General features: G+C 54.4%; 26 protein-coding genes. 13 read left to right on the top strand and 13 right to left on the bottom strand.

Annotated features, from left to right (window positions below; genetic code table 11):
* Nucleotides 1-24: 24 nt before the first annotated feature.
* Nucleotides 25-1095, bottom strand: coding sequence for an agmatine deiminase family protein (locus ACR0JA_RS11475; RefSeq protein WP_480575147.1), 1071 nt, complete (start codon nucleotides 1093-1095; stop codon nucleotides 25-27).
* Between the two features lie 13 nt (nucleotides 1096-1108).
* On the bottom strand, nucleotides 1109-1666 hold the full coding sequence (sigZ, locus tag ACR0JA_RS11470; protein WP_480574373.1) for an RNA polymerase sigma factor SigZ: 558 nt from the start codon (nucleotides 1664-1666) through the stop codon (nucleotides 1109-1111).
* 125 nt (nucleotides 1667-1791) lie between these two features.
* Between sigZ and ACR0JA_RS11465 the strand changes: the two genes are divergently transcribed.
* The 3 genes from ACR0JA_RS11465 to ACR0JA_RS11455 all read left to right on the top strand — a co-directional run bounded on the left by ACR0JA_RS11465 (nucleotide 1792) and on the right by ACR0JA_RS11455 (nucleotide 4420).
* The gene (locus ACR0JA_RS11465; RefSeq protein ID WP_480574370.1) at nucleotides 1792-2502 is read left to right on the top strand and encodes a glutathione S-transferase family protein; all 711 of its coding nucleotides are present in this window, start codon (nucleotides 1792-1794) and stop codon (nucleotides 2500-2502) included.
* An 86-nt stretch (nucleotides 2503-2588) separates the two neighbouring features.
* The gene (locus ACR0JA_RS11460; protein WP_480574367.1) at nucleotides 2589-3605 is read left to right on the top strand and encodes a PLP-dependent cysteine synthase family protein; all 1017 of its coding nucleotides are present in this window, start codon (nucleotides 2589-2591) and stop codon (nucleotides 3603-3605) included.
* A 413-nt stretch (nucleotides 3606-4018) separates the two neighbouring features.
* The gene (locus tag ACR0JA_RS11455; protein ID WP_480574364.1) at nucleotides 4019-4420 is read left to right on the top strand and encodes a hypothetical protein; all 402 of its coding nucleotides are present in this window, start codon (nucleotides 4019-4021) and stop codon (nucleotides 4418-4420) included.
* A gap of 364 nt (nucleotides 4421-4784) precedes the next feature.
* Here ACR0JA_RS11455 and ACR0JA_RS11450 read toward each other — a convergent pair whose 3' ends face one another.
* Nucleotides 4785-6149, bottom strand: a complete 1365-nt coding sequence (locus ACR0JA_RS11450) for an alpha/beta fold hydrolase (RefSeq protein ID WP_480574361.1) — start codon at nucleotides 6147-6149, stop codon at nucleotides 4785-4787.
* A gap of 565 nt (nucleotides 6150-6714) precedes the next feature.
* Between ACR0JA_RS11450 and ACR0JA_RS11445 the strand changes: the two genes are divergently transcribed.
* Nucleotides 6715-6987: a hypothetical protein gene (locus ACR0JA_RS11445; RefSeq protein WP_480574358.1), complete on the top strand. Its 273-nt coding sequence runs from the start codon at nucleotides 6715-6717 to the stop codon at nucleotides 6985-6987.
* Nucleotides 6988-7143: 156 nt separating this feature from the next.
* On the opposite strand, the gene ACR0JA_RS11440 is transcribed toward ACR0JA_RS11445, so the two are convergent.
* The 4 genes from ACR0JA_RS11440 to ACR0JA_RS11425 all read right to left on the bottom strand — a co-directional run bounded on the left by ACR0JA_RS11440 (nucleotide 7144) and on the right by ACR0JA_RS11425 (nucleotide 9599).
* Nucleotides 7144-8403 carry an FCSD flavin-binding domain-containing protein gene (locus ACR0JA_RS11440; protein ID WP_480574355.1) on the bottom strand — a complete coding sequence of 420 codons (1260 nt, stop codon included), beginning with the start codon at nucleotides 8401-8403 and terminating at the stop codon, nucleotides 7144-7146.
* Between the two features lie 24 nt (nucleotides 8404-8427).
* Nucleotides 8428-8739, bottom strand: coding sequence for a c-type cytochrome (locus ACR0JA_RS11435; RefSeq protein WP_480574352.1), 312 nt, complete (start codon nucleotides 8737-8739; stop codon nucleotides 8428-8430).
* 74 nt (nucleotides 8740-8813) lie between these two features.
* Complete coding sequence (soxZ, locus tag ACR0JA_RS11430) at nucleotides 8814-9146, bottom strand: thiosulfate oxidation carrier complex protein SoxZ (RefSeq protein ID WP_480574349.1); 333 nt, start codon at nucleotides 9144-9146, stop codon at nucleotides 8814-8816.
* A 15-nt stretch (nucleotides 9147-9161) separates the two neighbouring features.
* A complete protein-coding gene (locus ACR0JA_RS11425; protein WP_480574346.1) occupies nucleotides 9162-9599 on the bottom strand; it encodes a thiosulfate oxidation carrier protein SoxY in 438 nt (145 codons plus the stop codon).
* Nucleotides 9600-9777: 178 nt separating this feature from the next.
* Between ACR0JA_RS11425 and ACR0JA_RS11420 the strand changes: the two genes are divergently transcribed.
* The 9 genes from ACR0JA_RS11420 (at nucleotide 9778) to pqqE (ending at nucleotide 16857) form a co-directional block, all read left to right on the top strand.
* Nucleotides 9778-10524 carry an ABC transporter ATP-binding protein gene (locus tag ACR0JA_RS11420; protein WP_480574343.1) on the top strand — a complete coding sequence of 249 codons (747 nt, stop codon included), beginning with the start codon at nucleotides 9778-9780 and terminating at the stop codon, nucleotides 10522-10524.
* Nucleotides 10521-11312, top strand: a complete 792-nt coding sequence (locus ACR0JA_RS11415) for an ABC transporter permease (protein ID WP_480574340.1) — start codon at nucleotides 10521-10523, stop codon at nucleotides 11310-11312. Before ACR0JA_RS11420 ends, ACR0JA_RS11415 begins: the two co-directional genes overlap by 4 nt.
* A complete protein-coding gene (locus ACR0JA_RS11410; protein WP_480574338.1) occupies nucleotides 11309-12910 on the top strand; it encodes a sensor histidine kinase in 1602 nt (533 codons plus the stop codon). Before ACR0JA_RS11415 ends, ACR0JA_RS11410 begins: the two co-directional genes overlap by 4 nt.
* 9 nt (nucleotides 12911-12919) lie before the next feature.
* The gene (locus tag ACR0JA_RS11405; RefSeq protein WP_480574335.1) at nucleotides 12920-13603 is read left to right on the top strand and encodes a response regulator transcription factor; all 684 of its coding nucleotides are present in this window, start codon (nucleotides 12920-12922) and stop codon (nucleotides 13601-13603) included.
* 102 nt (nucleotides 13604-13705) lie between these two features.
* Nucleotides 13706-13807, top strand: coding sequence for a pyrroloquinoline quinone precursor peptide PqqA (gene pqqA, locus ACR0JA_RS11400; RefSeq protein WP_085823998.1), 102 nt, complete (start codon nucleotides 13706-13708; stop codon nucleotides 13805-13807).
* 23 nt (nucleotides 13808-13830) lie between these two features.
* Nucleotides 13831-14727: a pyrroloquinoline quinone biosynthesis protein PqqB gene (gene pqqB / locus ACR0JA_RS11395; RefSeq protein WP_480574332.1), complete on the top strand. Its 897-nt coding sequence runs from the start codon at nucleotides 13831-13833 to the stop codon at nucleotides 14725-14727.
* The gene (pqqC, locus tag ACR0JA_RS11390) at nucleotides 14724-15473 is read left to right on the top strand and encodes a pyrroloquinoline-quinone synthase PqqC (RefSeq protein WP_480574329.1); all 750 of its coding nucleotides are present in this window, start codon (nucleotides 14724-14726) and stop codon (nucleotides 15471-15473) included. The genes pqqB and pqqC overlap by 4 nt, the downstream gene beginning before the upstream one ends.
* Nucleotides 15473-15745, top strand: a complete 273-nt coding sequence (pqqD, locus tag ACR0JA_RS11385; RefSeq protein ID WP_480574326.1) for a pyrroloquinoline quinone biosynthesis peptide chaperone PqqD — start codon at nucleotides 15473-15475, stop codon at nucleotides 15743-15745. The genes pqqC and pqqD overlap by 1 nt, the downstream gene beginning before the upstream one ends.
* Entirely contained in the window at nucleotides 15745-16857 is a 1113-nt protein-coding gene (gene pqqE / locus ACR0JA_RS11380) for a pyrroloquinoline quinone biosynthesis protein PqqE (RefSeq protein WP_480574323.1), read from the top strand. The genes pqqD and pqqE overlap by 1 nt, the downstream gene beginning before the upstream one ends.
* 3 nt (nucleotides 16858-16860) lie before the next feature.
* Here the strand turns inward: pqqE and ACR0JA_RS11375 are convergent, their stop codons facing one another.
* The 6 genes from ACR0JA_RS11375 to ACR0JA_RS11350 are packed head-to-tail and all read right to left on the bottom strand — an operon-like array spanning nucleotide 16861 to nucleotide 20880.
* A complete protein-coding gene (locus tag ACR0JA_RS11375) occupies nucleotides 16861-17457 on the bottom strand; it encodes an ABC transporter ATP-binding protein (RefSeq protein ID WP_480574320.1) in 597 nt (198 codons plus the stop codon).
* Complete coding sequence (locus ACR0JA_RS11370) at nucleotides 17454-18203, bottom strand: ABC transporter permease (RefSeq protein WP_480574317.1); 750 nt, start codon at nucleotides 18201-18203, stop codon at nucleotides 17454-17456. Before ACR0JA_RS11370 ends, ACR0JA_RS11375 begins: the two co-directional genes overlap by 4 nt.
* Before the next feature lie 6 nt (nucleotides 18204-18209).
* Complete coding sequence (locus ACR0JA_RS11365) at nucleotides 18210-19172, bottom strand: ABC transporter substrate-binding protein (RefSeq protein WP_480574314.1); 963 nt, start codon at nucleotides 19170-19172, stop codon at nucleotides 18210-18212.
* 15 nt (nucleotides 19173-19187) lie between these two features.
* Nucleotides 19188-19436 (bottom strand): PepSY domain-containing protein, encoded by a 249-nt coding sequence (locus tag ACR0JA_RS11360; protein WP_480574311.1) that lies wholly within the window; start codon nucleotides 19434-19436, stop codon nucleotides 19188-19190.
* A gap of 15 nt (nucleotides 19437-19451) precedes the next feature.
* On the bottom strand, nucleotides 19452-19889 hold the full coding sequence (locus ACR0JA_RS11355) for a cupredoxin domain-containing protein (RefSeq protein WP_480574308.1): 438 nt from the start codon (nucleotides 19887-19889) through the stop codon (nucleotides 19452-19454).
* Nucleotides 19890-19908: 19 nt separating this feature from the next.
* The gene (locus ACR0JA_RS11350) at nucleotides 19909-20880 is read right to left on the bottom strand and encodes a YVTN family beta-propeller repeat protein (protein ID WP_480574305.1); all 972 of its coding nucleotides are present in this window, start codon (nucleotides 20878-20880) and stop codon (nucleotides 19909-19911) included.
* Nucleotides 20881-20890: the final 10 nt, after the last annotated feature.

The raw sequence follows: 20890 nt of genomic DNA, 5'->3' as shown, positions 1-20890 counted from the left end.
GCCGTCGAAAACCAAGCTGCTTCATCATATTTCAGGCATCTGTTGAGTCGCGCAATGGATGCCGCCGCCCAGCTCACCCAAAGGATCTACATTCATCATGACAATCTCGCGGCCAGGGTACAGTCGTGCGAGAGCGTTTCGCGCGATCTGATCCGTTTCTCGATCACCGAACTCTGCTGCGATCACGGCACCGTTGCAGACGTAGAAGTTCGCGTAGGACGCTACGAAATCGTAACTCTCAACACGACGGAAATGCGGTTCAGGAATGACTTCGACGTCCAAACCATGCCCAACCAGCGCATCGTAGGTTTCCAAGGCAGCAGAATGGAACGGATCGTGTGGATCCGGTTCGTCGGGCAGGTTGATCAGGACACGACCCGCGCCGGTGAAGCGTGCCAGACTATCGATATGGTAGTCGGTGATATCCTCATCCCACACCCCACGAGACCATATCATGCGGTCCGCGCCATATGCCGTCAGCAAGCGCCTCTCGATTTCGTCGCGGGAAAGTCCGGGATTGCGGTTCTTGTTCACCCAAGAACTTTCATGAGCCAATAGTAGACCGTGACCGTCCTGCTCAACCCCGCCTGCCTCGCCTCGAAGGCCGGTGGGTAATAACTTAAGCCCCAGCCGTTCGACGACACGCTGCGCAATCTGGCTGTCTCGCGCGTTCACCTGCTTTTCACCCCAACCGTTAAACTGGATGTGGCTGACGGCAAGGCCACCTGCGCCGTCAACGACAAAAATAGGACCAGCATCCCGGCACCAAAGATCCTCAGTCGGGATATCCCAAAGCTCAACGCTTGCAGAGAGCTTGGACCGAGCCCCCGCGTGATCTTCGGCTGCTGCGAGCATGGTCACAGGCTCGAAGGCAGAAATAGTATTGGCGATATCTGCAATCGTTTGCTGGGTCATGTCGAGGAACGCGCGATCTGGATGTACATAACGGTTCACCGGCCATTGCATGAACGTCCGCTGATGCGGCGCTTCTTCCGGTGGGACAAAAAAGCCAGGCGAGGCATCCGCCATCTTTGGTGTGAACAAGCCTGCCATGCCCAAAAACCCACCGCCCAGCATCACCGAGCGCCGATCCATTTTTGCGCTCATTTCAGCACGGTCCACAGCTATCCCTTTTACGTTCATAGCCTACAATGTTGCCCTTCGCATCTAAAGAGAAACTGCAGCAATCCTCAAAGAGTTTTCGCAGTTGTCGGCGGCTGGCCTGCACTTGGGATTTGAGCGTCGAGTAGCTGACCCCGAGTTCGGCGGCGTGGTTCTTCTGTGACACCCCTTGCAGGTCAATCCTGCGCAGAAGGTCACCCATTTCGGGCGGTAAAGCATCTAGGAATGGCGCTACACAGTTTTCCAGAATATGCCGATCATCTTTATCCAGTTCATTGTACCACAGGTCATCCGGGTGAACGGGCCTACGCCGTCCTTTGCGCCGATAGAAGTCAGCGATCGTATTGCTTGCTATCTGAAACAGCCACGCCTTGAGACTTTCAACCTGACCGAGATCGCTCATGCTCTGGTGGGCTTTCAACAGGATTTCCTGCAACAAGTCGTCAGCGTCTTCCTGGTTCGAAACTTTTGAACGAAGGAAGGCCAACAGGCTGGCCCGGTATTCCGACCAAACACTTTGAATATCAGGTTCTGTTTGCGCCATCACTGTGCACCATTTTTAAAAAAAACATTCTATAACAATGCGGTGAAAGATTCTTCCCAAAAACGCTCGTCTTTTTGCTCCGCCATTCGTCTTACAGGTCGGATCAAGTAAGAAGGACTATACCAATGATCAAGATCGTCAGTTTCAAAATCTGCCCCTTCGTTCAGCGCGTCACTGCGCTGCTCGAAGCCAAGCACGTTCCTTATGTTATTGAGTACATCGACCTGAAGAACAATCCTGCATGGTTTCTGGACATCTCGCCAACCGGTCAGGTGCCGCTTTTGGTAACTGAAAGCGGCCAGCCGTTATTCGAATCCGATGCAATCGTTGAATACATCGACGAAATCACCGCCCCGCTTCAGGGTAATCTGACGCCCGAGAAACGCGCGATCAACCGGGCCTGGAGTTATCAGGCGACCAAACACTATTTGGTTCAATGCAGCACAATGCAGAGCGCAGACAAAGGCGTGCTGGACGAACGTATCGCGAAGCTCAGGAAATCCTTTGAAAAGGTCGAACGGCAGTTAGGGCAAGGGCCGTATTTCGCGGGTGCGACCCTTGGAAACGTGGATATTGCTTGGCTACCCCTTCTGCATCGCGCAGCCATTGTAGAGGATCACAGAGGCTACGATATGCTCGCCGACTACCCGAAAGTAAAAGCCTGGCAGCAGACGCTACTGGGCAGTGGAATCCCCGAAAAATCGGTTCCGGATGATTTTCTCAGGAAATTCTCGGACTTCTATCTGGCAGAGCGAACGTGGCTGGGTCGCGGAGCCAATCTGAACGAGGTCCCCAGTGAACCCAAGCAACCCAATTCGGGTGCGTGTTGCGGTTGACATCGCGCAACGGGTCCCGCCCATTTGCCATCTGTAAGTGGGCGGACGCATAATTGAACTGGGCCAAGCTATGAAATGAGGGTCAAATGGACAATTGGGTCGCAGGTGCCATAGCCAAGATCAATGCGGATGCGCACAGGTCGGCGGATACACATCTGTTCAAACTGCCGGTTCCGCACCTGACTGGGGTGGACATCTATCTAAAAGACGAAAGCACACACCCTACGGGCAGCCTGAAACATCGGTTGGCCCGGTCCCTGTTCCTATACGCCCTGTGCAACGGCAAGATCAAAGAGGGCACAACCATCATCGAGGCCTCATCCGGCAGTACGGCGGTGTCCGAGGCCTATTTCGCGCGCATGATCGGCGTTCCCTTCATCGCGGTGATCCCGAAAAGTACCGCACACAGCAAGATCAGGATGATCGAGTTCTATGGCGGACAAACGCATTTCGTGGAGTCAGCGCCCGAAATGCACGGAACATCCGTCGAATTGGCCAAATCTATTGGCGGCTACTTCATGGATCAGTTCACCTATGCTGAACGTGCCACCGATTGGCGCGGAAACAACAACATTGCGGAAAGCATCTATCGCCAGATGGAATTGGAACCACATCCGGTTCCCACGATGCTGGTTATGAGCGCAGGCACCGGAGGAACATCTGCAACGCTCGGTCGTTTCATTCGTTACAAGGGCTACGATACCGAACTTACGGTCGTCGATCCGGAGAACTCAGTATTTTATGACAGCTACCTGAGCGGAGACCGTAGCCTGACCTCAGATACATCCAGCCGGATCGAGGGTATCGGTCGGCCCAAGGTTGAACATTCGTTTCAACCGGATGTCATCGACCGGATGATCAAAGTACCTGATGCAGCAAGCGTAGCCACGATGCTGTGGCTTGAAAAGCAGATTGGACGACGCGCAGGCGCTTCGACAGGTACCAACCTGTGGGGCGCGCTGCAAATTGCAAACGAGATGACGCGAGCCAACCGGAAGGGGTCAATCGTTACCTTGCTATGTGACAGCGGGGACCGGTACCTGGACACCTACTACGATGCCGAATGGGTCAAAACGCATATCGGGGATATCCAGAAAATGTAGGGACGCGCATAGCACTGCATTCCTTACATTAACTTCATGTAGAAATTACGGAGTCCTCTCCCAAAGTCTTGCGTTCTTTTTGCGCATAGTTTTGCACGATATGCCCATACTTTTGCACGACATAGAGAACTCACAAAATCGTCGGTGGTCGTCGTGCAAATCAGCCAACTACAAGCGTCAAATCTGAATCAAAAGTGCATTTAGATGCGCGAATTTCAAGCCCTATCAGAGGGATTCAGTTTACGGGCAAACGCGAGCGATAAGTTCGATCATCTTCTTGCCGAACATTTGTCTTCTCCCCGCCAAGCGGCGAAAACAGCCCGTTAACAATCGACGAGTTCTGAGAGGTATCGATTTGGTGCTGGCGCGTGCGAGAAAGTACGCAGCACAACTCAAAATGAGACATTCGGGTGTTGAGGGATATTGACGCGTCTTGGCTTGCAGGGACTGGTGTAGGTGAAGAAAGCGTTCAGGCCGAGCTGCTGCCGATGATCCGCAAGCCTATCCGCGAACTAAATGAGAGGGTAGAAAAGGAACCGAACCAGAGTGATGATTGGAATGCGGTGGTTAAACAGATTTCTGATGACCAGCCGTATTCGATGGGCTTCTACGCTGACAAATTTGAGTCGTGGACAGCGGACGAGATCGAAGCTCTTCGATGTGATGTGGTTGAGACAGCCACAAAGGAAGAACTAATGGCCGAGGTCGAACGCCGGCGAAGAGCTGGTCTAATGCCCGAGGAGGCCTCGAATGATGGCTTCTCAGATATGGTTGATGATCTCAGGGGCAAACTCGATACAGACCCAGTACGCTAGAACAGCTTACCTGGCGCCATTACCCAATACTTAATATAAGATATCCTATATGGCGACTGTCGTTGTAGTAGTGCGCGCTTCTTCTAAGCGCCTCTTCTGCTAGGAACCAAAGCGCCCCGGATAAGCATTTCCTCAACACTGCTCTGCGGAACCATGTACTATCAGTCTCTGCGATGAGCATGGTTGACCGCAACCAGCCCAAACCGGACATTCGTAACAAGACTTTGCAGTTTCCGAGATCAGGACAAAGCGGTCGATGACGAGAAGCTTAGAGTTTTCAAATTCAAGTATCGAAAATCAAAGGGCGTACGGCATCTTCTTACCTTCGAACAATAAAGTTTTGGCGATGAACAACGTACACTGCTCAAATTGAATTCAAAAAACGCTCTATTTCCACTAGGGCTTTAGGCCAGGCAGGATCATACTCTGGCATCGTATTGTTTGCTGTCTCAAGGCCAACAAAGCGCGCATTCTGGATGCCGGAGGCGAATATCCTACCTTGTTCAACACTGTGCATCCTGTCTCGATTAGCGTGCATGACAAGAGCCGGACAGGTGATCCGCGGAAGTAGATCGGTTACGTCGACCCCTGCGACCAGTGGTCCAATCTTGAGCCAATCCTGATGGTCCATTGCCACTTTCATAAACTCTGCATAAGTGCGCTGGTCATGCGGACTTGCGGTTGGAGCAAAAGACTGGGCCATCAAGTCTCTTGCAGAAGGATATTCATCGTTCCAGCCTTCAAGACTCATATCCATCATTGCTTGCCCAAGAGCGGCAATTCCAGGCTGTGAACGCACCGCGAGTCCTTGTGCAAATCCACCGAGTAGAACCAACCCCGAAACACGGTCAGGATTATGTGCGGCAAAAGCCGCCGCAATGGTTGCCCCAAAAGATATACCAAACAATGGAACTTTTTCGATCCCGGCTGCGTCTAGCACGGCCTCAACATCTTCGACGATTCGATTCAAAGACACATCCTGCACGCCGCGCTGGGACAAGCCATTGTTTCTACCATCAAACCGATAAAGGCAGTGATTTTCAGAAAGCAGCGGCAACCACCCGGCGATGGTGTTCATCGTCCAATCGTATTCCAGATGCCTAAGCCAGTTTGGTGTGACCAGTAACTTTCTACCACTTCCAGTGGATGTCCAGGCAAGCGTTGTACCGTCTTTTGATTTTGCAAAGCGGACGTCTTGAGAGCTAGCCAGCAGCTTGTTCTTTGCGCGTCTTTTGTCACCATCTAAATCAATAGAGTAGGCTTCAACTGGATTTGGAATTCCCTTCAACCGTATCGAGCTTTCTGGTCGCAAAGCAACCGCCAGCGAAGTTCCCGCAACTTCAGCAGCTGTCTTGCTGACGAGACAACTTCCAATATGCGCGCTGGACTGAAGGCGCGACGCAACATTCACGGCCTCTCCGAACAAGTCTGTGCCATTTGGCATTACGTCGCCAACGTGGAGACCTCCTCGAAGTGTTACGTCTTCATCTCTCATCTGATTGAAAATCTGGCTGGCAGCATTAATTGCGTCAGTGGCTGCAACAAACTCAACCAAAGCACCATCTCCCATCAGCTTGAATATTCGTCCTTTGTTTTCATGGACGAACGGTCTGATCACATCGTCCAAAATGCGTTGTAGAGTGTTCAGCGTGGTCTCAGCATCCTCTGACATGCGCTTGGTATATTCGACGACATCGAGGCTTAGGATCGCAGCAATTTTCCGCTTCATCAGTCGATGTGATCCTTTTAGCTAAACCAATTCCTCTGAACCAAAATTAACAGAAGAATAGATTTTTGTGACCAAAACTTGTACCTGGGCATTTTGCTAAGCCTTCAAATTCGAAAACTAGAGTCGAGAGATATTGACCGAACAAACTACGTTATCGGTTGGCGAAACTTAGAATTAAGGTGAATTGGTTAACGCGTTTCGCGATACTCACAAAGGTCCACTTTGCAATATCCATTCTGAAAGTGTCAGCCCGTTGCTCTCTTCATCTGTGACCGATGGCAGCCCGAAACGGACCTTCGACGCTGAGCTTTACTAATTCAACTGCACGGGACGGGAGCTACCATTGATGCGAATGGCTTGAACGTATTGAGCGCTCCGCCACGGCGACAATGTAAGAAAGAGTTTGACTGCTAAAACCAAGGCGGTTGAAACAACACTCTTAAAGGAAGCAGGCGTCACCGCAGACTTTCGGGCAAACAGGCTTAACCCAAGGTGTTTCCGGTGATGAAAGTGTACGAACTTTCAACCAGATCGATGACGACATCCAACTCTTCTGGTGTGGTCGGTGTATATTCTCAAATGGACGGATTTTTTTGCGGACCCTGTCGCTGAATTGGTCGATGTCGAACGACGCACGCTCTGCGGCGGGATCGTGCGTTGGTCAGGCAGGTCTCACGAGTTGATTGCCTTTGAAGACGGTCGAACGGTACGGAATCTCGAGAGCTTTCGCGCGGTTCAAATCGAAGACCTCGCCAAAGACTTCAATCTGGATGCCAACAGATTCCTGGAAGAGCTCGGATGCAACCGAGATCAATGCGTGTGGGCCAGGTATCTCTGAATCCGGTTGAATGCGTGCTGCTTCGTTTCTGAAATATGCGCCGAGGCGCGAGATTACATAATTTCACTTACGCGATTCTGAATTGTCCAATCCGTGTCGATCAGTAATCAGAACTGCCGCACTCAGTAACTGTCAACAAATTCCAAAACAAAACCACTAGCGGAACATATCCCCTGTGATGGCGGCGTACCAATTCTCGGATTCTTCGTAGGTTGTCTTGCGCAGAGTAACATCTTCACCAACCTGACTGATAAAGCCGTCAACACGCGATATCTTTTCTTCAGTTGCTTCATATGTCGCGCCGACTTTGACGCCGTCATTTACGGCAATCAATGACCAGCATGTGTTTGCGTATCTTGGCGGAAACATACGTGAACCGGTCAGCGCACCGCGGACGGCATTGGCGCAGACCTTGGCTTGCGAATTGGCCGAGAACCCGGATTTTGGCATATCGCCCTGCTGACTGGCATCGCCCAGAACATAAACATCCGGGTCTGTTTTTGAGGACATGTCAGCTGAGTTCACCGGAGCCCATCGGCCATCCGTAACACCCGCGATCTCGGCAATACGCCCGGCTTTCATCGCAGGAATAACGTTACAGATATCAACGGCCAATTCTTCACCGTCAATCACCAGCGTCATCTGATCCGGGTCGACCGATACGTCTCTGCCGCCAAAATCTTCACCAATCCAGTCGATCATGCCCGGATAGTGCGTAGCCCAGCCATCCTCGAATAGCGCCATTTTAGAGAATTTCGGTTTCGGATCGGCAATGATAATTTTAGCGGTCGGGTTGGTGGTTTTCAGAACATGCGCCACCATCGAAATACGCTCGTATGGACCGGGTGGACAGCGATAGGGGTTTGGGGGCGCGACCATTGCAAACACCCCACCCTGGGGCATGTTCTCTATCTGGGCACGTAGAAGCTGAGACTGAGAACCGGCCTCATAGGCGTGGGGCATTTTGTTTTGCGCTGATAGATCCCAGCCTTGGACGGACCCTTCGACGAAATCGATACCCGGTGACAGGATCAGCTTATCATAGGGCAGCACTTGGCCACCTGCCAAAGTCACATTTTTACCGACCCGATCGACCGCAACGGCCCAATCATGGATGACGTTGATCCCATAGTTTGCAGCAAGCGCACCGTAAGTATGTCCGATCTCATCGATCGATTTCAGTCCCCCGATGTAGAGATTTGAAAAAAAGCAGCTGAAATATACCTGTGACGGCTCGACAAGGGTTACATCGATTGCACCATCGCTGTCCTTGGCAATATAACGCGCTGCAGTGGCCCCTCCAGCGCCGCCGCCAATAACGACGACCCGGGGCTTTCCGCTACCTTCCGCCAGAACTGCCGGCGCTGACAAAGCGCCTGTCGCAGCACCCAGAAATTTGCGTCTATTCCACGTCATCTGAACCCCTCTCTGCGGCTGTTTTCACTCCAGCGCGTTAAAGTATGCCGCCAACGCTGCTATTTCTTCAACGTTCAGACGCCCAGCCATCATCTGCATGATCGGATGTTCGCGCTGTTTGGTCTTATACGCCAGCATCGCATCCACAAAGGTGTAGGGATCAAGTCCGACAATCTGTGGGATACCGTCCGTCTCGGCATTTGCCTGATGGCAGGTCACACATTCCGCAGACAGATACGCACCGAGTTCGACATCTCCGACTTCTGCGTCTGCCTTTGCCTCGGCGATCGGCAATGTGCCAAAACAGATGCAGGTGCTGAGGATGGCCTTCCTCATCTTTGTTCCACGATCATTCAACGTACAACGCTTGTAAATTACACCTACAATCAAAACCACCACTCCCGTCGGCATCATGAAACGACCGAGATCGCGCGGCTGTCGGTGTAGATCGCACCGTCATCGTCAAACCAACTGAAAGTAAAAACGCCGGGCCCTGGAACAATCGCCTGAAACTCGAAAAACGGATTTGTCGAAATGCCGGGGCCGATGTCGAGTTCGATGACCAGTACACCTTCGAATTCACACCGAAAACGATGAATGATCGACCGGGGGATAGGCAGGCCATTGGAATTAAGACGATTGCCGGATTCCATACGATGGGTGATCAGGGTCTTGATCGTGACCACCTCGCCAGCGCGGACCTGTTTGGGGAGCTTGACGCGGGTTCTGACGCCTGTAGCCATGTCACAACTCCTCTGTCATGCGCAACCGCCTACGACGACCAAAGCCGCCCGTGTACCACGGTGAATACTGCGGTCTGGCATACGCGCTAGAGCTAATATCTCTTGGGATTGTCCCAGTCGCATGCGAGTTGAAATAGAGTGCGCACCAGCCAGAGCCCCAAACCGAACCCTGAGAACCGGCAGAACCGGATTGCCGGGCGCGATTAACATGACTTCCTCTGCCGAGGGAGCGTCAATGGTTACCGGTACGCGATAGCCATCCTCTGCAATAGCTTCCATATCAATGGAGACACCGCTGTCCGCAGCCGGCGCGTTACCGGCAAAACTGGCGATCAGTTCTTCGAGCGTCGCGACGTTCGGCAAAGCCACCAAATCCTGCGCGCGTACGGGCAAGGCAAGGCATAACAATGCCCCAAGGCTCACCTGCAGTGCATCGCGCCGATTTAAGGACATGCGGCCCTTTCTCATTAATCTGACGCCGATGTTACTGCGTCACCACTGTACGGGTACATAACATATCCGTGACCCTTCACATACTTAAGTCGCGGTCACACCCCAGACAGGAAGGTTGAGAAACGTGAGCCGACATTGCAAGCTGCGGTCAAGCCCTACGGCTCGGGACGGAGGAAGAATGTCAAACACGCGGCACTCGGCAGAAGCCAATCCCGGTCTCGCCGTACTCGAGTTAAGCTTTCATTATGGCACCAAAGCAGCTTTGGATGCCGTTTCTTTCGAGATATCAGCAGGAACTTTCTGCGGACTGCTCGGCCCGAACGGGGCTGGAAAATCGACGCTGGTATCACTGCTGACACGATTGCTTGTGGCACCAGACGGCGAAATTAGTGTTGCGGGTTGCAACCTGCGCCAAGCCCCCCGCAAGGCCCTGGGCAAACTTGGCGTGGTCTTTCAGCAACCAACTCTGGATCTGGGTCTGACCGTATATCAGAACATGACCTATTTCGCCGCCCTGCACGGATTACCGCGCTCAGAGGTTCCTGCACGGATCGACGCGGCGCTGGACCGGTTGAACATGCGGGAACGCGCCGGGGAACGGGTGCGTGATTTGAATGGAGGCCATCGCCGCCGCATGGAGTTGGCGCGCGCCCTGCTGCATGACCCGTCAGTGCTGCTATTGGACGAGCCAACCGTAGGGCTTGATGCCGCAGCGCGGCAGGCGATCACCGACCATGTGCACGACCTGGCCACGCAAGGACTTTGTGTTCTTTGGGCCACGCACCTCACTGATGAAGTGCGCGACGATGACCAGTTGCTCGTGCTGCATCGCGGTCAGATTCTGGCCCGTGGACAGACACGCGACCTACGAGGTGATCAAACGCTGTCCGATTGGTTCCTGTCCCAAACCGAGGTCCCGGCATGAGCGGGTTCTGGGGTGTCGCACGTGCCATTATCGGGCGCGAGTTTCTACGGTTCATCCATCAACGCGAACGGTTTCTTGCGGCTCTGGTCCGGCCAATGGTGTGGCTATTGATCTTCGCAGCAGGGTTTCGCGCGGCCCTCGGCCTGTCGATCATCCCACCCTATCAGACCTACATCACCTATGAGACCTATATCGTACCCGGCCTATGTGCGATGGTGTTGTTGTTCAACGGGATGCAAAGCTCGCTCAGCCTTGTCTATGACCGCGAGATGGGTTCGATGCGCCTGTTGCTGACTAGCTCGTTCCCGCGCTGGTGGCTGTTGTTCTGCCGCCTGCTGGGATCAACTGCGATCTCCATCTTGCAAGTCTATACATTTCTGACACTGGCAGCGCTCTTTGGTATTGTCCTGCCCCTGCCCGGCTATGTTGCAGTGCTGCCGGGTTTGCTTCTGGGTGGTTTAATGTTGGGTGCGCTGGGTCTAGTGCTGTCCAGTTTCATCAAACAACTGGAGAATTTCGCCGGAGTGATGAACTTTGTCATCTTCCCGATGTTCTTTCTGTCCTCGGCCCTCTACCCCTTGTGGAAAATGGCCGAAAGCTCTCCTTTGCTGCGAGATATCTGTGCCTTCAATCCCTTCACGCATGTGGTCGAGTTGATCAGGTTCCTGCTTTACCTGCAGATCAATTGGGGGGCCTTAATCTGGGTTCTTGGGTCCACGGTCGTTTTGTGCACGATTGCCGTATGGGGATATGATCCGGCACGTGGTCTGATGAAGCGGAAATCATGACGACCCAGCCCGAAACCACGAAACGCAGCCTGCTTCTCAAAACCCGATTAGGTCTTGGGGCGGTTGTGCTTGGGTCAGGCACTTTATTGACGGCAGCCATCCTCTATTTCGGGATGCAAACCATCGCCAACCGTCTGGAGACCGCGTTGGCCTCAGAAACCCGGATGGCGCGCTATGCCACTTTGTCGACCCAGACCGCCACATTTCTTGTGATCGCCACCGAGTCAATCCAGATCGGTCAATCCACCGAAACCCGACTGGATCGCCTGTCCCCGATCCGGGATCAGATCGGGACAACTTTTCTGCAACTTCGATCCGATGTGGAGGAGGCCGTAACCGCCGTTCAGTCGCTTGGGCTGGACGAACAATCCCGGTACGGAACCCAATCCCTGGGTCTGGCTAGGATGGAGGCGCTGCTGGCCAATACGCTGGACGGGCTTGCTGATACAGAGGCTGATCAGGCACGGTTGCGCGCTCAAATCGACTCGTTTGCATCCGCCTTCGATCCCTTGCTCAGCCAGGCCGTGAATACAGAGGTGTTGTTTCGAAACGCGATATTGGCCGGGATCGAACGGACCCGCCTGACGCTGACCTGGGTCGCAATGGCGCTTGCGCTATTTGCTTTGCTCAGCACAGCATGGTTTTACTTTGGGTTGGTGCGACCACAATTCTCTCGTCTAGACCGGTTGCGAAACGCGGCCGTTCAGGTCGGCAAATCCGACTTTGCTATTTCGCTGCCAGAAACCCGCAACGACGAGATCGGCCAATTGTATGGCGAGACCAACCGCATGGCAGCCGCGTTGAAGCAGCGTCAGGATGAGGTTGAGGCAGAATGGGCCCAGTTGAATGAGACGATTGCTCAGCGGACCCGGGAACTCAGCGCGGCGAACGATACTTTGACCAGGATTGATGAAAACCGCCGCCGCTTTTTTGCTGATATCAGCCACGAATTACGCACACCGCTGACGGTAATCATGATGGAGTCCCAGATTGGGCAACGGGACAACCAGACCGCGCCAGAGGCTTTGGCAACGATCGAAACCAGTGCTGCAAAACTGAACCAGCGCATCGACGATTTGCTGCGTGTTGCGCGGTCTGAAAGCGGGGAACTGGCTTTGGAACTGCGCGATATTGCTCTGCGCGCGTTAATGCAAACCGTTGTGAGTGACATTCAGCCTGAAATCGACAGCGCCAGCATGCGGTTAGAAGCGGGCGAATTCTCGGAATGTACATTACATTGCGATCCAAGCTGGATGCGTCAGGTTCTACTCAGCCTTTTGCGCAATGCGATCCGGCACGCACGCGATGGCAAAGCAATGTCGATTTCTGGTCAATCAGCGGACGGGAATGTTCAGATACAGATAACCGACAACGGACCAGGTATTCCTGAGAGTGCCCAAGATCAGATATTTGAACGTTTTGTTCAGAGCGGAGCAACAAACAGTCAGGGATTTGGCGTCGGGCTGGCCTTGGCCAAATGGGTCGTCGAGGCGCATGAAGGATCGATCTCGATAGAAAGCCCAGTCCCGCGTGAACGCGCCTTGGGCATAAATGCCGGTACAAATGTCGGCATTCGATTGCCGTTGGCAGAGACTTAGTGTGATCCCATGGCTTCGAGATTGCTGATCATTGATGACGACCCAAAAATTGCTTCAGCACTTGTCCGGGGCCTGTCGCTGCACGGCTACTCAGCCGAAGCGGAGAACCGCGCTGATCAAGGGCTGGAGCGATTGAAGAGCGGTAAATTCTCGGGTGCTATTGTTGATGTCATGCTGGGCGCAGACAGTGGTATCGAACTGGTTCGGGCTGCGCGCACAGCTGGTGTCGCGATTCCTATCCTGATGTTGTCGGCCCTCTCTGACGTCGATCATCGCGCCGCCGGGCTTGAGGCCGGAGCTGACGACTATGTCGTGAAGCCCTTCAGCTTTGACGAACTTGTCGCCCGGCTACAGGTGCAGGAACAACGGGTGCTCTCGCAACGCCCGGATCCTGCCCGGATATCGGCGCAAGATCGAACCCTGGCTATCGGCGAGACTAGCATCGCGCTGACTGAACGCGAGTTCGATCTGCTCATGCTGCTCAACAGCAAAGCCGGATCACCGATCTCACGCGGTGAGTTGTTTGACACGCTTTGGTCGCAGGAGGGATCCAGTAATGAAAATGTGGTCGATGTCTACATAGGCTATCTGCGCAAAAAGTTAGCATCCGATGATTTTGGTTTTGAAATCATAACGATACGCAATCAAGGCTTTTGCCTTCAAGGGGTTGCTCCGTTGTTGGATGACACCTGAGTACCGACCAAAGTCTAATTCCTTCTTATGAATTAAGAGTCGCACGGGCGCATGAGACCTGCCACATTGATTGCAAGCACATCTTAGGAGGAGGACCCCGATATGGCTTGGAGCAAACCTGTTATCCGCGAAATCGAGTGCGGCATGGAAATCAATATGTACGGCCCCGATCATGATGATGAGCGCGGTGGCGGCCTGATCTGATCAGCCGCAAGCGCCAACACTAGATGACGTTGCGCGCAATAATACTTGGGGCCGCTGCTGGCGGCGGCCTTCCGCAATGGAACTGCGGTTGCGAAAACTGCAATCTTGCACGACGCGGAGAAATTCCCGCGCAAACGCAATCGTCGCTCGCCGTGTCCCCCGATGGCCAGAATTGGGCCATTCTTAACGCTTCTCCGGATATTCGCTTACAGCTGGGCAATACGCCCCTCCTGTTTCCTACAGGGTTGCGAGAGATGCCGGTTCAATCGGTGCTGGTGACAAACGGGGATATCGACCATGTGGCCGGCCTGCTCACGTTGCGTGAAATGCAGCCCTTCACGTTGTTTGCCACCAACAGCATTCATGACGTGATTGCAGAAAACCCGATTTTCGATGCCCTGAACGCCTCAGTCGTGAAACGCAGGCCGATCTTGCTGAATGAGCCCTTTGAACTGGTTACAAATCTCACTGCGACCCTGTTTCCTGTGCCTGGAAAAGTGCCTCTGTATCTGGAGGGGGAGCATGTCCAAACGGATCTGGTCGGCGAACAGACCGTTGGGGTAGCGCTGCACACGCAAGGAAAGTCGGCTTATTACATCCCGGGCTGCGCTGCATTGACGCCAGAACTACGCGCGCAGCTTGAAGGGGCCGACCTTTTGTTTTTTGATGGCACGCTTTGGCAGGATGATGAGATGGTGCGGGCCGGCCTGGGCCAGAAAACAGGCAAACGTATGGGGCATATGTCGATGGACGGTCCCGAGGGCTCGATTGCTGGCTTTGCTGATATGCAGATCGGACGCAAGGTGTTCGTCCACATGAACAACACCAACCCGGTTCTGCGCCCGAACAGTGCCGAGAATACGCAGGCGCGCGCCAAAGGCTGGACGATAGGTCAGGATGGAATGGAGATCACGCTATGACCCAAAGCCGCGACGAATTTGAAGCCCGGCTGCGCCAGATCGGGGCCGAGCGCTATCACGACCTGCACCCCTTTCATCATCGCCTGCACGGCGGTCAATGTACCCCCGATGAAGTCCGCGCCTGGGTGATCAACCGGTATTATTACCAGCATTCCATCCCGATGAAAGACGCCGCCTTCATGTCTCGGGTCGAAGATCCGGCCCTACGCCGCGCCTGGCGGTCACGGATTGAAGATCATGACGGCACCGATGAGAACGAGGGGGGAATCCGGCGCTGGTTGCGGCTGGCCGAGGCGGTCGGGCTTAATCCGGACTACGTCGCCTCGTGCGAGGGTGTCTTGCCTGCCACCAAATTTGCGGTGGATGCCTATGTGCGATTTGTCCGCGAAAAGACGCTGCTTGAGGCCGTTGCGGCTTCGCTTACGGAACTTTTTGCGCCGAAAATTCACGCCAGCAGGATTGAGGGTCTGCTTCAACACTACGATTTTGCGGATGACAGATCCTTGTCCTATTTCCGCAATCGCCTAAAAGAAGCCCCGAAAGACGTGGCTTTTGGTCTGGCGTGGGTATTGGATCATTCGGATTCTGCTGAAAAGCAGGATGCTGCGGCCAAGGCTCTAATTTTCAAGACAGATGTTCTGTGGTCACAACTGGATGCCCTGTGGGGTGCCTATGTCGAGCCCGCCCGCACTCCACCGGGAGCCTGGAAACCGGACACAGGTCTTCTGATGCGGCGGGCATCGTGATGCTGGCGCAGGAGGTCCCATTGCTCCCGCGTGGTGTGCGCATCCATTTCGATTCCGTACGGGATAAATGGGTTTTATTGGCACCAGAAAGGGCCGTGACGTTGGATCAGGTTGGGCATGCGATTTTGACTGAAGTCGACGGCCAGCGCAGTTTTGGCCAAATCACAGCGATATTGTCGGAAAAATACAACGCCCCGAAAGATCAGATCGCCGAAGACAGTTCTGGTTTTCTGGATGCCCTGCGGGCGCGGCGATTTCTGGATGTGATTTGATGCAAGCGAAAGCCCCACCCCCAATCGCAATGCTGGCCGAGTTGACACATCGTTGCCCGCTATCCTGCCCCTATTGCTCCAATCCAGTTGAAATGGCGAAGCTCGACAGCGAGTTGGATACCGAGACTTGGGCACGTGTTTTCCAAGAAGCCGCTGCTCTTGGTGTGTTGCAATTGCACCTTTCTGGTGGCGAACCCGCGTCTCGCCGCGATCTGGTTGCGTTGGTCAAATCCGCGCGTGAGGCCGGGCTGTATACCAACCTGATCACTTCAGCGATCGGCCTGTCCGAACGTCGCCTGAATGAGTTGGATGAGGCCGGCCTGGACCATATCCAGCTGTCTCTTCAAGGCACTGACGCGGTGATGGCGGATAAGGTGGGCGGTTACCGGGGCGGGTTTGACCGAAAGATGAAGACGGTCGAATGGATCAAACAGATCGGGTTCCCACTCACCCTGAACTTTGTCCTGCACCGCCACAATGCGCACCAACTGCCACGCGCACTGGAACTGGCACAAGAGATGGGCGCGCGACGGATTGAGGTTGCAACGGTGCAGTTCCACGGCTGGGCTTTGAAGAACCGGGATGCTTTGATGCCCACGTGGGAACAGGCGCAGCAAGTGACCAAGCTGGTAACCGAGGCGCGAAAAGGCCTGAAAGGACAGTTGGTTATCGACTATGTCCCGGCGGACTATCATGATGACTATCCCAAGCGATGTATGGGCGGTTGGGGCACCACCGGGCTGAACGTGGCACCGGATGGTCAGGTTCTGCCCTGCCATGCGGCGCAATCCATTCCGCAACTGACATTTGATCGGGTACAGGACAAAGCGCTAGCGGATATCTGGTACTATAGCTCCGCGTTCAATGCATATCGCGGGACGGACTGGATGGCAGATCCCTGCAAGTCCTGCGAGCGAAAAACCATAGATTTCGGTGGCTGCCGCTGTCAGGCCATGGCCATTGTCGGAGACGCAAGCGCCACCGATCCTGTTTGCATCAAGTCGCCCCATCATCAGGCATTACAGGATCAGGCGAACGAACATGCCGCCAAAGCGGACGCGCCTTTCGTCTATCGCCTTTCACCCGGAGCAGCAACCGAACCTGCGGAGTAAACCCTAACCCAAAACGGCCCCGTCCGACCCGGATATCAGGTTGAGTATCCGGTTAGAAAGACGTTGTGCTTCGGGTTGTGAGTGGGTCACGAACAGGGTGGCCGGGCCATGCTGCGCGATCAGATCCTCGGTCAGGGTCAGCATCGTTTCGGCTGTTTCGGCGTCCAGAGACACAAAGGGCTCGTCCATAATCAAAAACTCGGGCTGCCCGGCAAAGGCGCGCGCCAGCGACAAGCGACGCTGCTGACCCAGGGACAATTGACTGGGAAACAGATTCCCCTTTCCGTCCAAACCGACGTCTGACAGAGCGGCTTCAACATCAGCGCGAGACAAGCTCGGGTGGACCAGGATCAGATTATCAAAAGCCGAACGCCAGGGCAGCAAGGTGGGTTCTTGAAACACAAACGCCAGCCGCTCCGGCCGTACGATTTGGCCATCAAAATCAGGATCAATACCGGCCACCAACCGGAGCAGAGTGGTCTTGCCGATACCCGATGGTCCGGTCAGCGCGATCGTTTCTCCCGCAGCAATATCAAGGGAGACGGGTCCCAAGACGACATCGTTGCCAAAGCGTTTCTGTCGGATGTCAATGCGGATCATGCAGCTCTCCACCGCCGTGCCTTACGCTCCCACGGTTGCAAAACCAGCCATTCGACGATCAGCATGACCGCAATGAAGGAAAACGCATAGACAAGCACCATCGCCACATCAAATAGCTGAAAATACAAGTGGATTTGAAATCCAACGCCAGATGACCGCCCCAGAAATTCGACCACAAGCACGATCTTCCAGATCAGGGAAAGCCCCGACCTTGCAGCAGCGGCGATAAATGGGGCCAGCTGCGGCAGGATCACATGTCGCAGTCGCGTTTGCCTCGGCAGCTGGTAGACTTGGGCCATCGCGTCCAAATCCGGGCTCAGCGCTCTGCCGCCTTCGCGCAGGATCGTCGCGACATTGGGAATTTTATTCAATGTCACGGCTGTGATTGCCGCTACCTCGGTCAATCCGATCCAGAGATAGCACAGCACGATCAGTACCAACGCGGGCAGGTTCAGGAAAATGACCAACCACGGGTCGAGCCAGCGGTTCAGCGCATCCGAACGCCCCATGGACAGCCCAATGATAGTTCCCAAGGTCATCGCCAACGCGAAAGCCCAGATCACGCGCACCAAAGTCACACCAAGGCTGCGCTGCAATTCGCCCGATACCAGTTCCTGTTTAAAACGTGGGATCAGGTCCCAGGGCTGTGGCAGAACTTGCGGATCTGCCGTAAGAGTGGCCGCAACTATCCACAACACCACAAGGCCCGCAATGGACAAAAGCGGCGTGAGGCGCGTGTCTTGCATCACTTCCTATTCCACGTCTGCAAACAGACCTTGTGGCACTGTTGTTGCTTCGCCCACCAGCTCGGCCCCACCCAACTCGGCCATCAGTTCCAGCATCTTGTTTGCGGCTTCCGCATCGACTGGGCTGCGATCAGGAATCCCGGCGATCCAATCGGATTTGAGCTGTTCAAATTGCGCGTCGGACTTGGCGTTCATACGAGGGCGGATCGCCTCCCACGCCTCAGGAGAATTGGCCAACAGATCCTTGGCTTCTCGGCTGGCGGCGAACAGGCTTTGCGCAATATCTGGATTTTCAGTCAGAAAACTCTCTTTCAGGTAATAGCCCAGCAGCGGCGTATTTGTATCAAGGCCAAGCGCCTGCCCGGCGTCTTCCGCCGAGATCAGCTCTTTCATACCTGAGGCTTTCATCTTGGCCAGAAAGTGCCAGAAATTGATTGCCCCGGCGTAATCTCCCCCAAGAGCGGACTTAAAGATCAGTGGCGGTGCACCGAAAACCTGCTCGGTCTCGGTTTTCAGATCCAACCCATATTTCTGTGCTGCATAGGCGCGCAGGATAAGCCAGGATTTGTCCAACGGTCCGCCGGCAATGCCGATCTTGCCACCTGCCAAATCCTTCAAACTGGTCGCAGGGCTGTCAGCAGGTACAACAACCCCACCGACAGCTTTGGAATAAGGGATGAAGACATAATCCTTGCCAGCAGCCCTTTGGCGGGCAACCCAGATCCAGTCAGCGACGGCCAGATCAGCTTCGTCACCTTCAACAGCGATGCGGGTCGCGCCATTGTCGGCAAAGGGTTGAACATCAAGAATGAAGCCATGTTTCTTGTCCAGACCGTTTTGGCGAATAGTCTCCAACTCCCAATTCACCGTCCCGATCTTGAGCACCGCTGCGCGAATGGTCGGCAAAGTATCGGCGGCCAGAGCGCCCGCCGTGAAGGTCAGCGAAAGACATGCTGCAAGCAGTTTCATCATGGCTTCAACCCGCTATTCCGCCTTGCGGCTCACTTCGTTCAGGTCCTTGTCCAACTTAATGTCGAACTGGTTGCCACCCTTACAGATGACGTCGTCCAGATCGTAACCATCATCTTCAACCTCGATATCATCCGGGTCCATCTGGCATTCGATGGATGCAAGATAGGCCTCGATCTTTTCGACAGTTGCCGCGTCAATTTCGTCGGCGAAAGCCGGTGCCGCTATAAGTCCAGCGATCAACAAAACCCCAAGCTTTTTCATCATACTATCCTTTCTCTAATGAATGCTGACCGTGATGCGTTGCGTTTCTCCGGTGGAACCGGGGATGCGAATTTCATGGCTGCCAGGTTTGATTGCGATAAACGACAGTTCCGCCACACCGGCCTTGTCAAACTCGATGCTATCCACCGCCATCGGGCGGATTTCGATCTTGTTGATCACGATCTCATTCATCCAGATCGCACGAAAGAACGAAGGCCCCTCGATCGCCAGTTCCGCCGAGCCATCGGCAGTGATTTCAAGTTTGTAATACGCGCCGGATTGCAGAACTACGTCCTCGCCCAGTGGCTGCCCCGAGGCGAGCGTCAGCTTGATGGTCTCACCGCGATTGCATTTCGCCAGAAGTCCGGCAAATCCCATATCGTCACAGAGCGGAGCCGCCGAGACCGGCCCACCGAACGCCGCGACCATCGCTGCGATCATAAGTTTCTTCATTCCCGTCCCTCCCAGAACTTCAGTCAATGGTCACCACGCCCCAGGGCTGTTGACCGACCTGTACCGATTTGATGGCATTCTCTGCCGCCACATCGATAATTGTGATGTCGTTTGAGTTGCCATTTGTGGTTAGCAGGAATTTCTCATCCGGCGTGAAATCGAGCTGCCAGACCCGCTGCCCCACAAGGATGTAGTCCAGAACCTCAAGGCTTTGCGCGTCGACGACGGCAACTCGGTTTGCAGGTCCCAGAGCAACAAACAGACGCTTGCCGTCCGAAGTTACCTTGGCCCCGACGGGCTGCAGCCATTCCGGTTGCACGCCGGGCACCTCAAAGCCGATCTTGCCAACCACCGTGGGCGCTCCGTCCTCGGCAATATCCATGACCGAGACGGTTCCGCCAATTTCCGACGTTACAAACAGCCGTTTGCCATCGGCGCTGTACTGGGCATAACGTGGACGCTGGTCGACCAGAATGTTATGCTTGATTGTGTAATCCTCGGTGGAGATGAAATGCGCCATGTTGGTGGTTTCAGAGGTGTTGACCACAAATTTTGCGTCCGGGCTCATCCCCATGCCTTCGGGTTCGACGCCAACCGGCACTTCAGCCAGAATGGTGCGGGTTTCGGTGTCTGTGACCGTCACCAGATTGTCGTCCTCATTGGCGATGTAGAGCCGCTTGCCTGATGGTTCGAGGATGAAAAGCTCGGGGTCCGGACCAGAGGGCAGGCTGGGCAGTTCCTCGTAGGTCTCGGTATCAAACACCCGGATGATATTGTCGTCCGAGGCACAGACATAGAGCGTCTTGCCGTCCGGGCTGACGGTAATGCCACGCGGGCGGTTGCCGCCGGGAAATTCGGTGATCACCTCCCAGGTTTCGGTATCCACCACGGTAATGGTGTTACCCCGTTCGTTTGAGACAAAGGCCTTGCCCGCCATCGCAGGACCAGAAGTCAACGCCGCACAAGCAACGGTCAGCAATAGTCGTTTCATCAAAACCTCC

It is taken from the genome of Ruegeria sp. AM4, from assembly GCF_056540665.1.
This window is presented reverse-complemented; position numbering and strand designations above follow the sequence as displayed.

What these genes read in the sequence shown, in the direction of transcription:
- ACR0JA_RS11460 (WP_480574367.1), top strand. Translation starts at nt 2,589, where the DNA reads ATGGACAATTGGGTCGCAGGTGCCATAGCCAAGATCAATGCGGATGCG.
- pqqC (WP_480574329.1), top strand. Translation starts at nt 14,724, where the DNA reads ATGACCCAAAGCCGCGACGAATTTGAAGCCCGGCTGCGCCAGATCGGG.
- ACR0JA_RS11425 (WP_480574346.1), bottom strand. Translation starts at nt 9,599, where the DNA reads ATGTCCTTAAATCGGCGCGATGCACTGCAGGTGAGCCTTGGGGCATTG.
- pqqE (WP_480574323.1), top strand. Translation starts at nt 15,745, where the DNA reads ATGCAAGCGAAAGCCCCACCCCCAATCGCAATGCTGGCCGAGTTGACA.
- ACR0JA_RS11350 (WP_480574305.1), bottom strand. Translation starts at nt 20,880, where the DNA reads ATGAAACGACTATTGCTGACCGTTGCTTGTGCGGCGTTGACTTCTGGT.
- ACR0JA_RS11475 (WP_480575147.1), bottom strand. Translation starts at nt 1,095, where the DNA reads ATGGATCGGCGCTCGGTGATGCTGGGCGGTGGGTTTTTGGGCATGGCA.
- ACR0JA_RS11375 (WP_480574320.1), bottom strand. Translation starts at nt 17,457, where the DNA reads ATGATCCGCATTGACATCCGACAGAAACGCTTTGGCAACGATGTCGTC.
- ACR0JA_RS11405 (WP_480574335.1), top strand. Translation starts at nt 12,920, where the DNA reads ATGGCTTCGAGATTGCTGATCATTGATGACGACCCAAAAATTGCTTCA.
- ACR0JA_RS11355 (WP_480574308.1), bottom strand. Translation starts at nt 19,889, where the DNA reads ATGAAGAAACTTATGATCGCAGCGATGGTCGCGGCGTTCGGTGGGCCG.
- ACR0JA_RS11465 (WP_480574370.1), top strand. Translation starts at nt 1,792, where the DNA reads ATGATCAAGATCGTCAGTTTCAAAATCTGCCCCTTCGTTCAGCGCGTC.
- ACR0JA_RS11435 (WP_480574352.1), bottom strand. Translation starts at nt 8,739, where the DNA reads ATGAGGAAGGCCATCCTCAGCACCTGCATCTGTTTTGGCACATTGCCG.
- soxZ (WP_480574349.1), bottom strand. Translation starts at nt 9,146, where the DNA reads ATGGCTACAGGCGTCAGAACCCGCGTCAAGCTCCCCAAACAGGTCCGC.
- ACR0JA_RS11450 (WP_480574361.1), bottom strand. Translation starts at nt 6,149, where the DNA reads ATGAAGCGGAAAATTGCTGCGATCCTAAGCCTCGATGTCGTCGAATAT.
- ACR0JA_RS11420 (WP_480574343.1), top strand. Translation starts at nt 9,778, where the DNA reads ATGTCAAACACGCGGCACTCGGCAGAAGCCAATCCCGGTCTCGCCGTA.
- pqqB (WP_480574332.1), top strand. Translation starts at nt 13,831, where the DNA reads ATGACGTTGCGCGCAATAATACTTGGGGCCGCTGCTGGCGGCGGCCTT.
- ACR0JA_RS11365 (WP_480574314.1), bottom strand. Translation starts at nt 19,172, where the DNA reads ATGAAACTGCTTGCAGCATGTCTTTCGCTGACCTTCACGGCGGGCGCT.
- sigZ (WP_480574373.1), bottom strand. Translation starts at nt 1,666, where the DNA reads ATGGCGCAAACAGAACCTGATATTCAAAGTGTTTGGTCGGAATACCGG.
- pqqD (WP_480574326.1), top strand. Translation starts at nt 15,473, where the DNA reads ATGCTGGCGCAGGAGGTCCCATTGCTCCCGCGTGGTGTGCGCATCCAT.
- ACR0JA_RS11440 (WP_480574355.1), bottom strand. Translation starts at nt 8,403, where the DNA reads ATGACGTGGAATAGACGCAAATTTCTGGGTGCTGCGACAGGCGCTTTG.
- ACR0JA_RS11360 (WP_480574311.1), bottom strand. Translation starts at nt 19,436, where the DNA reads ATGAAAAAGCTTGGGGTTTTGTTGATCGCTGGACTTATAGCGGCACCG.
- ACR0JA_RS11370 (WP_480574317.1), bottom strand. Translation starts at nt 18,203, where the DNA reads ATGCAAGACACGCGCCTCACGCCGCTTTTGTCCATTGCGGGCCTTGTG.
- ACR0JA_RS11410 (WP_480574338.1), top strand. Translation starts at nt 11,309, where the DNA reads ATGACGACCCAGCCCGAAACCACGAAACGCAGCCTGCTTCTCAAAACC.
- ACR0JA_RS11415 (WP_480574340.1), top strand. Translation starts at nt 10,521, where the DNA reads ATGAGCGGGTTCTGGGGTGTCGCACGTGCCATTATCGGGCGCGAGTTT.
- pqqA (WP_085823998.1), top strand. Translation starts at nt 13,706, where the DNA reads ATGGCTTGGAGCAAACCTGTTATCCGCGAAATCGAGTGCGGCATGGAA.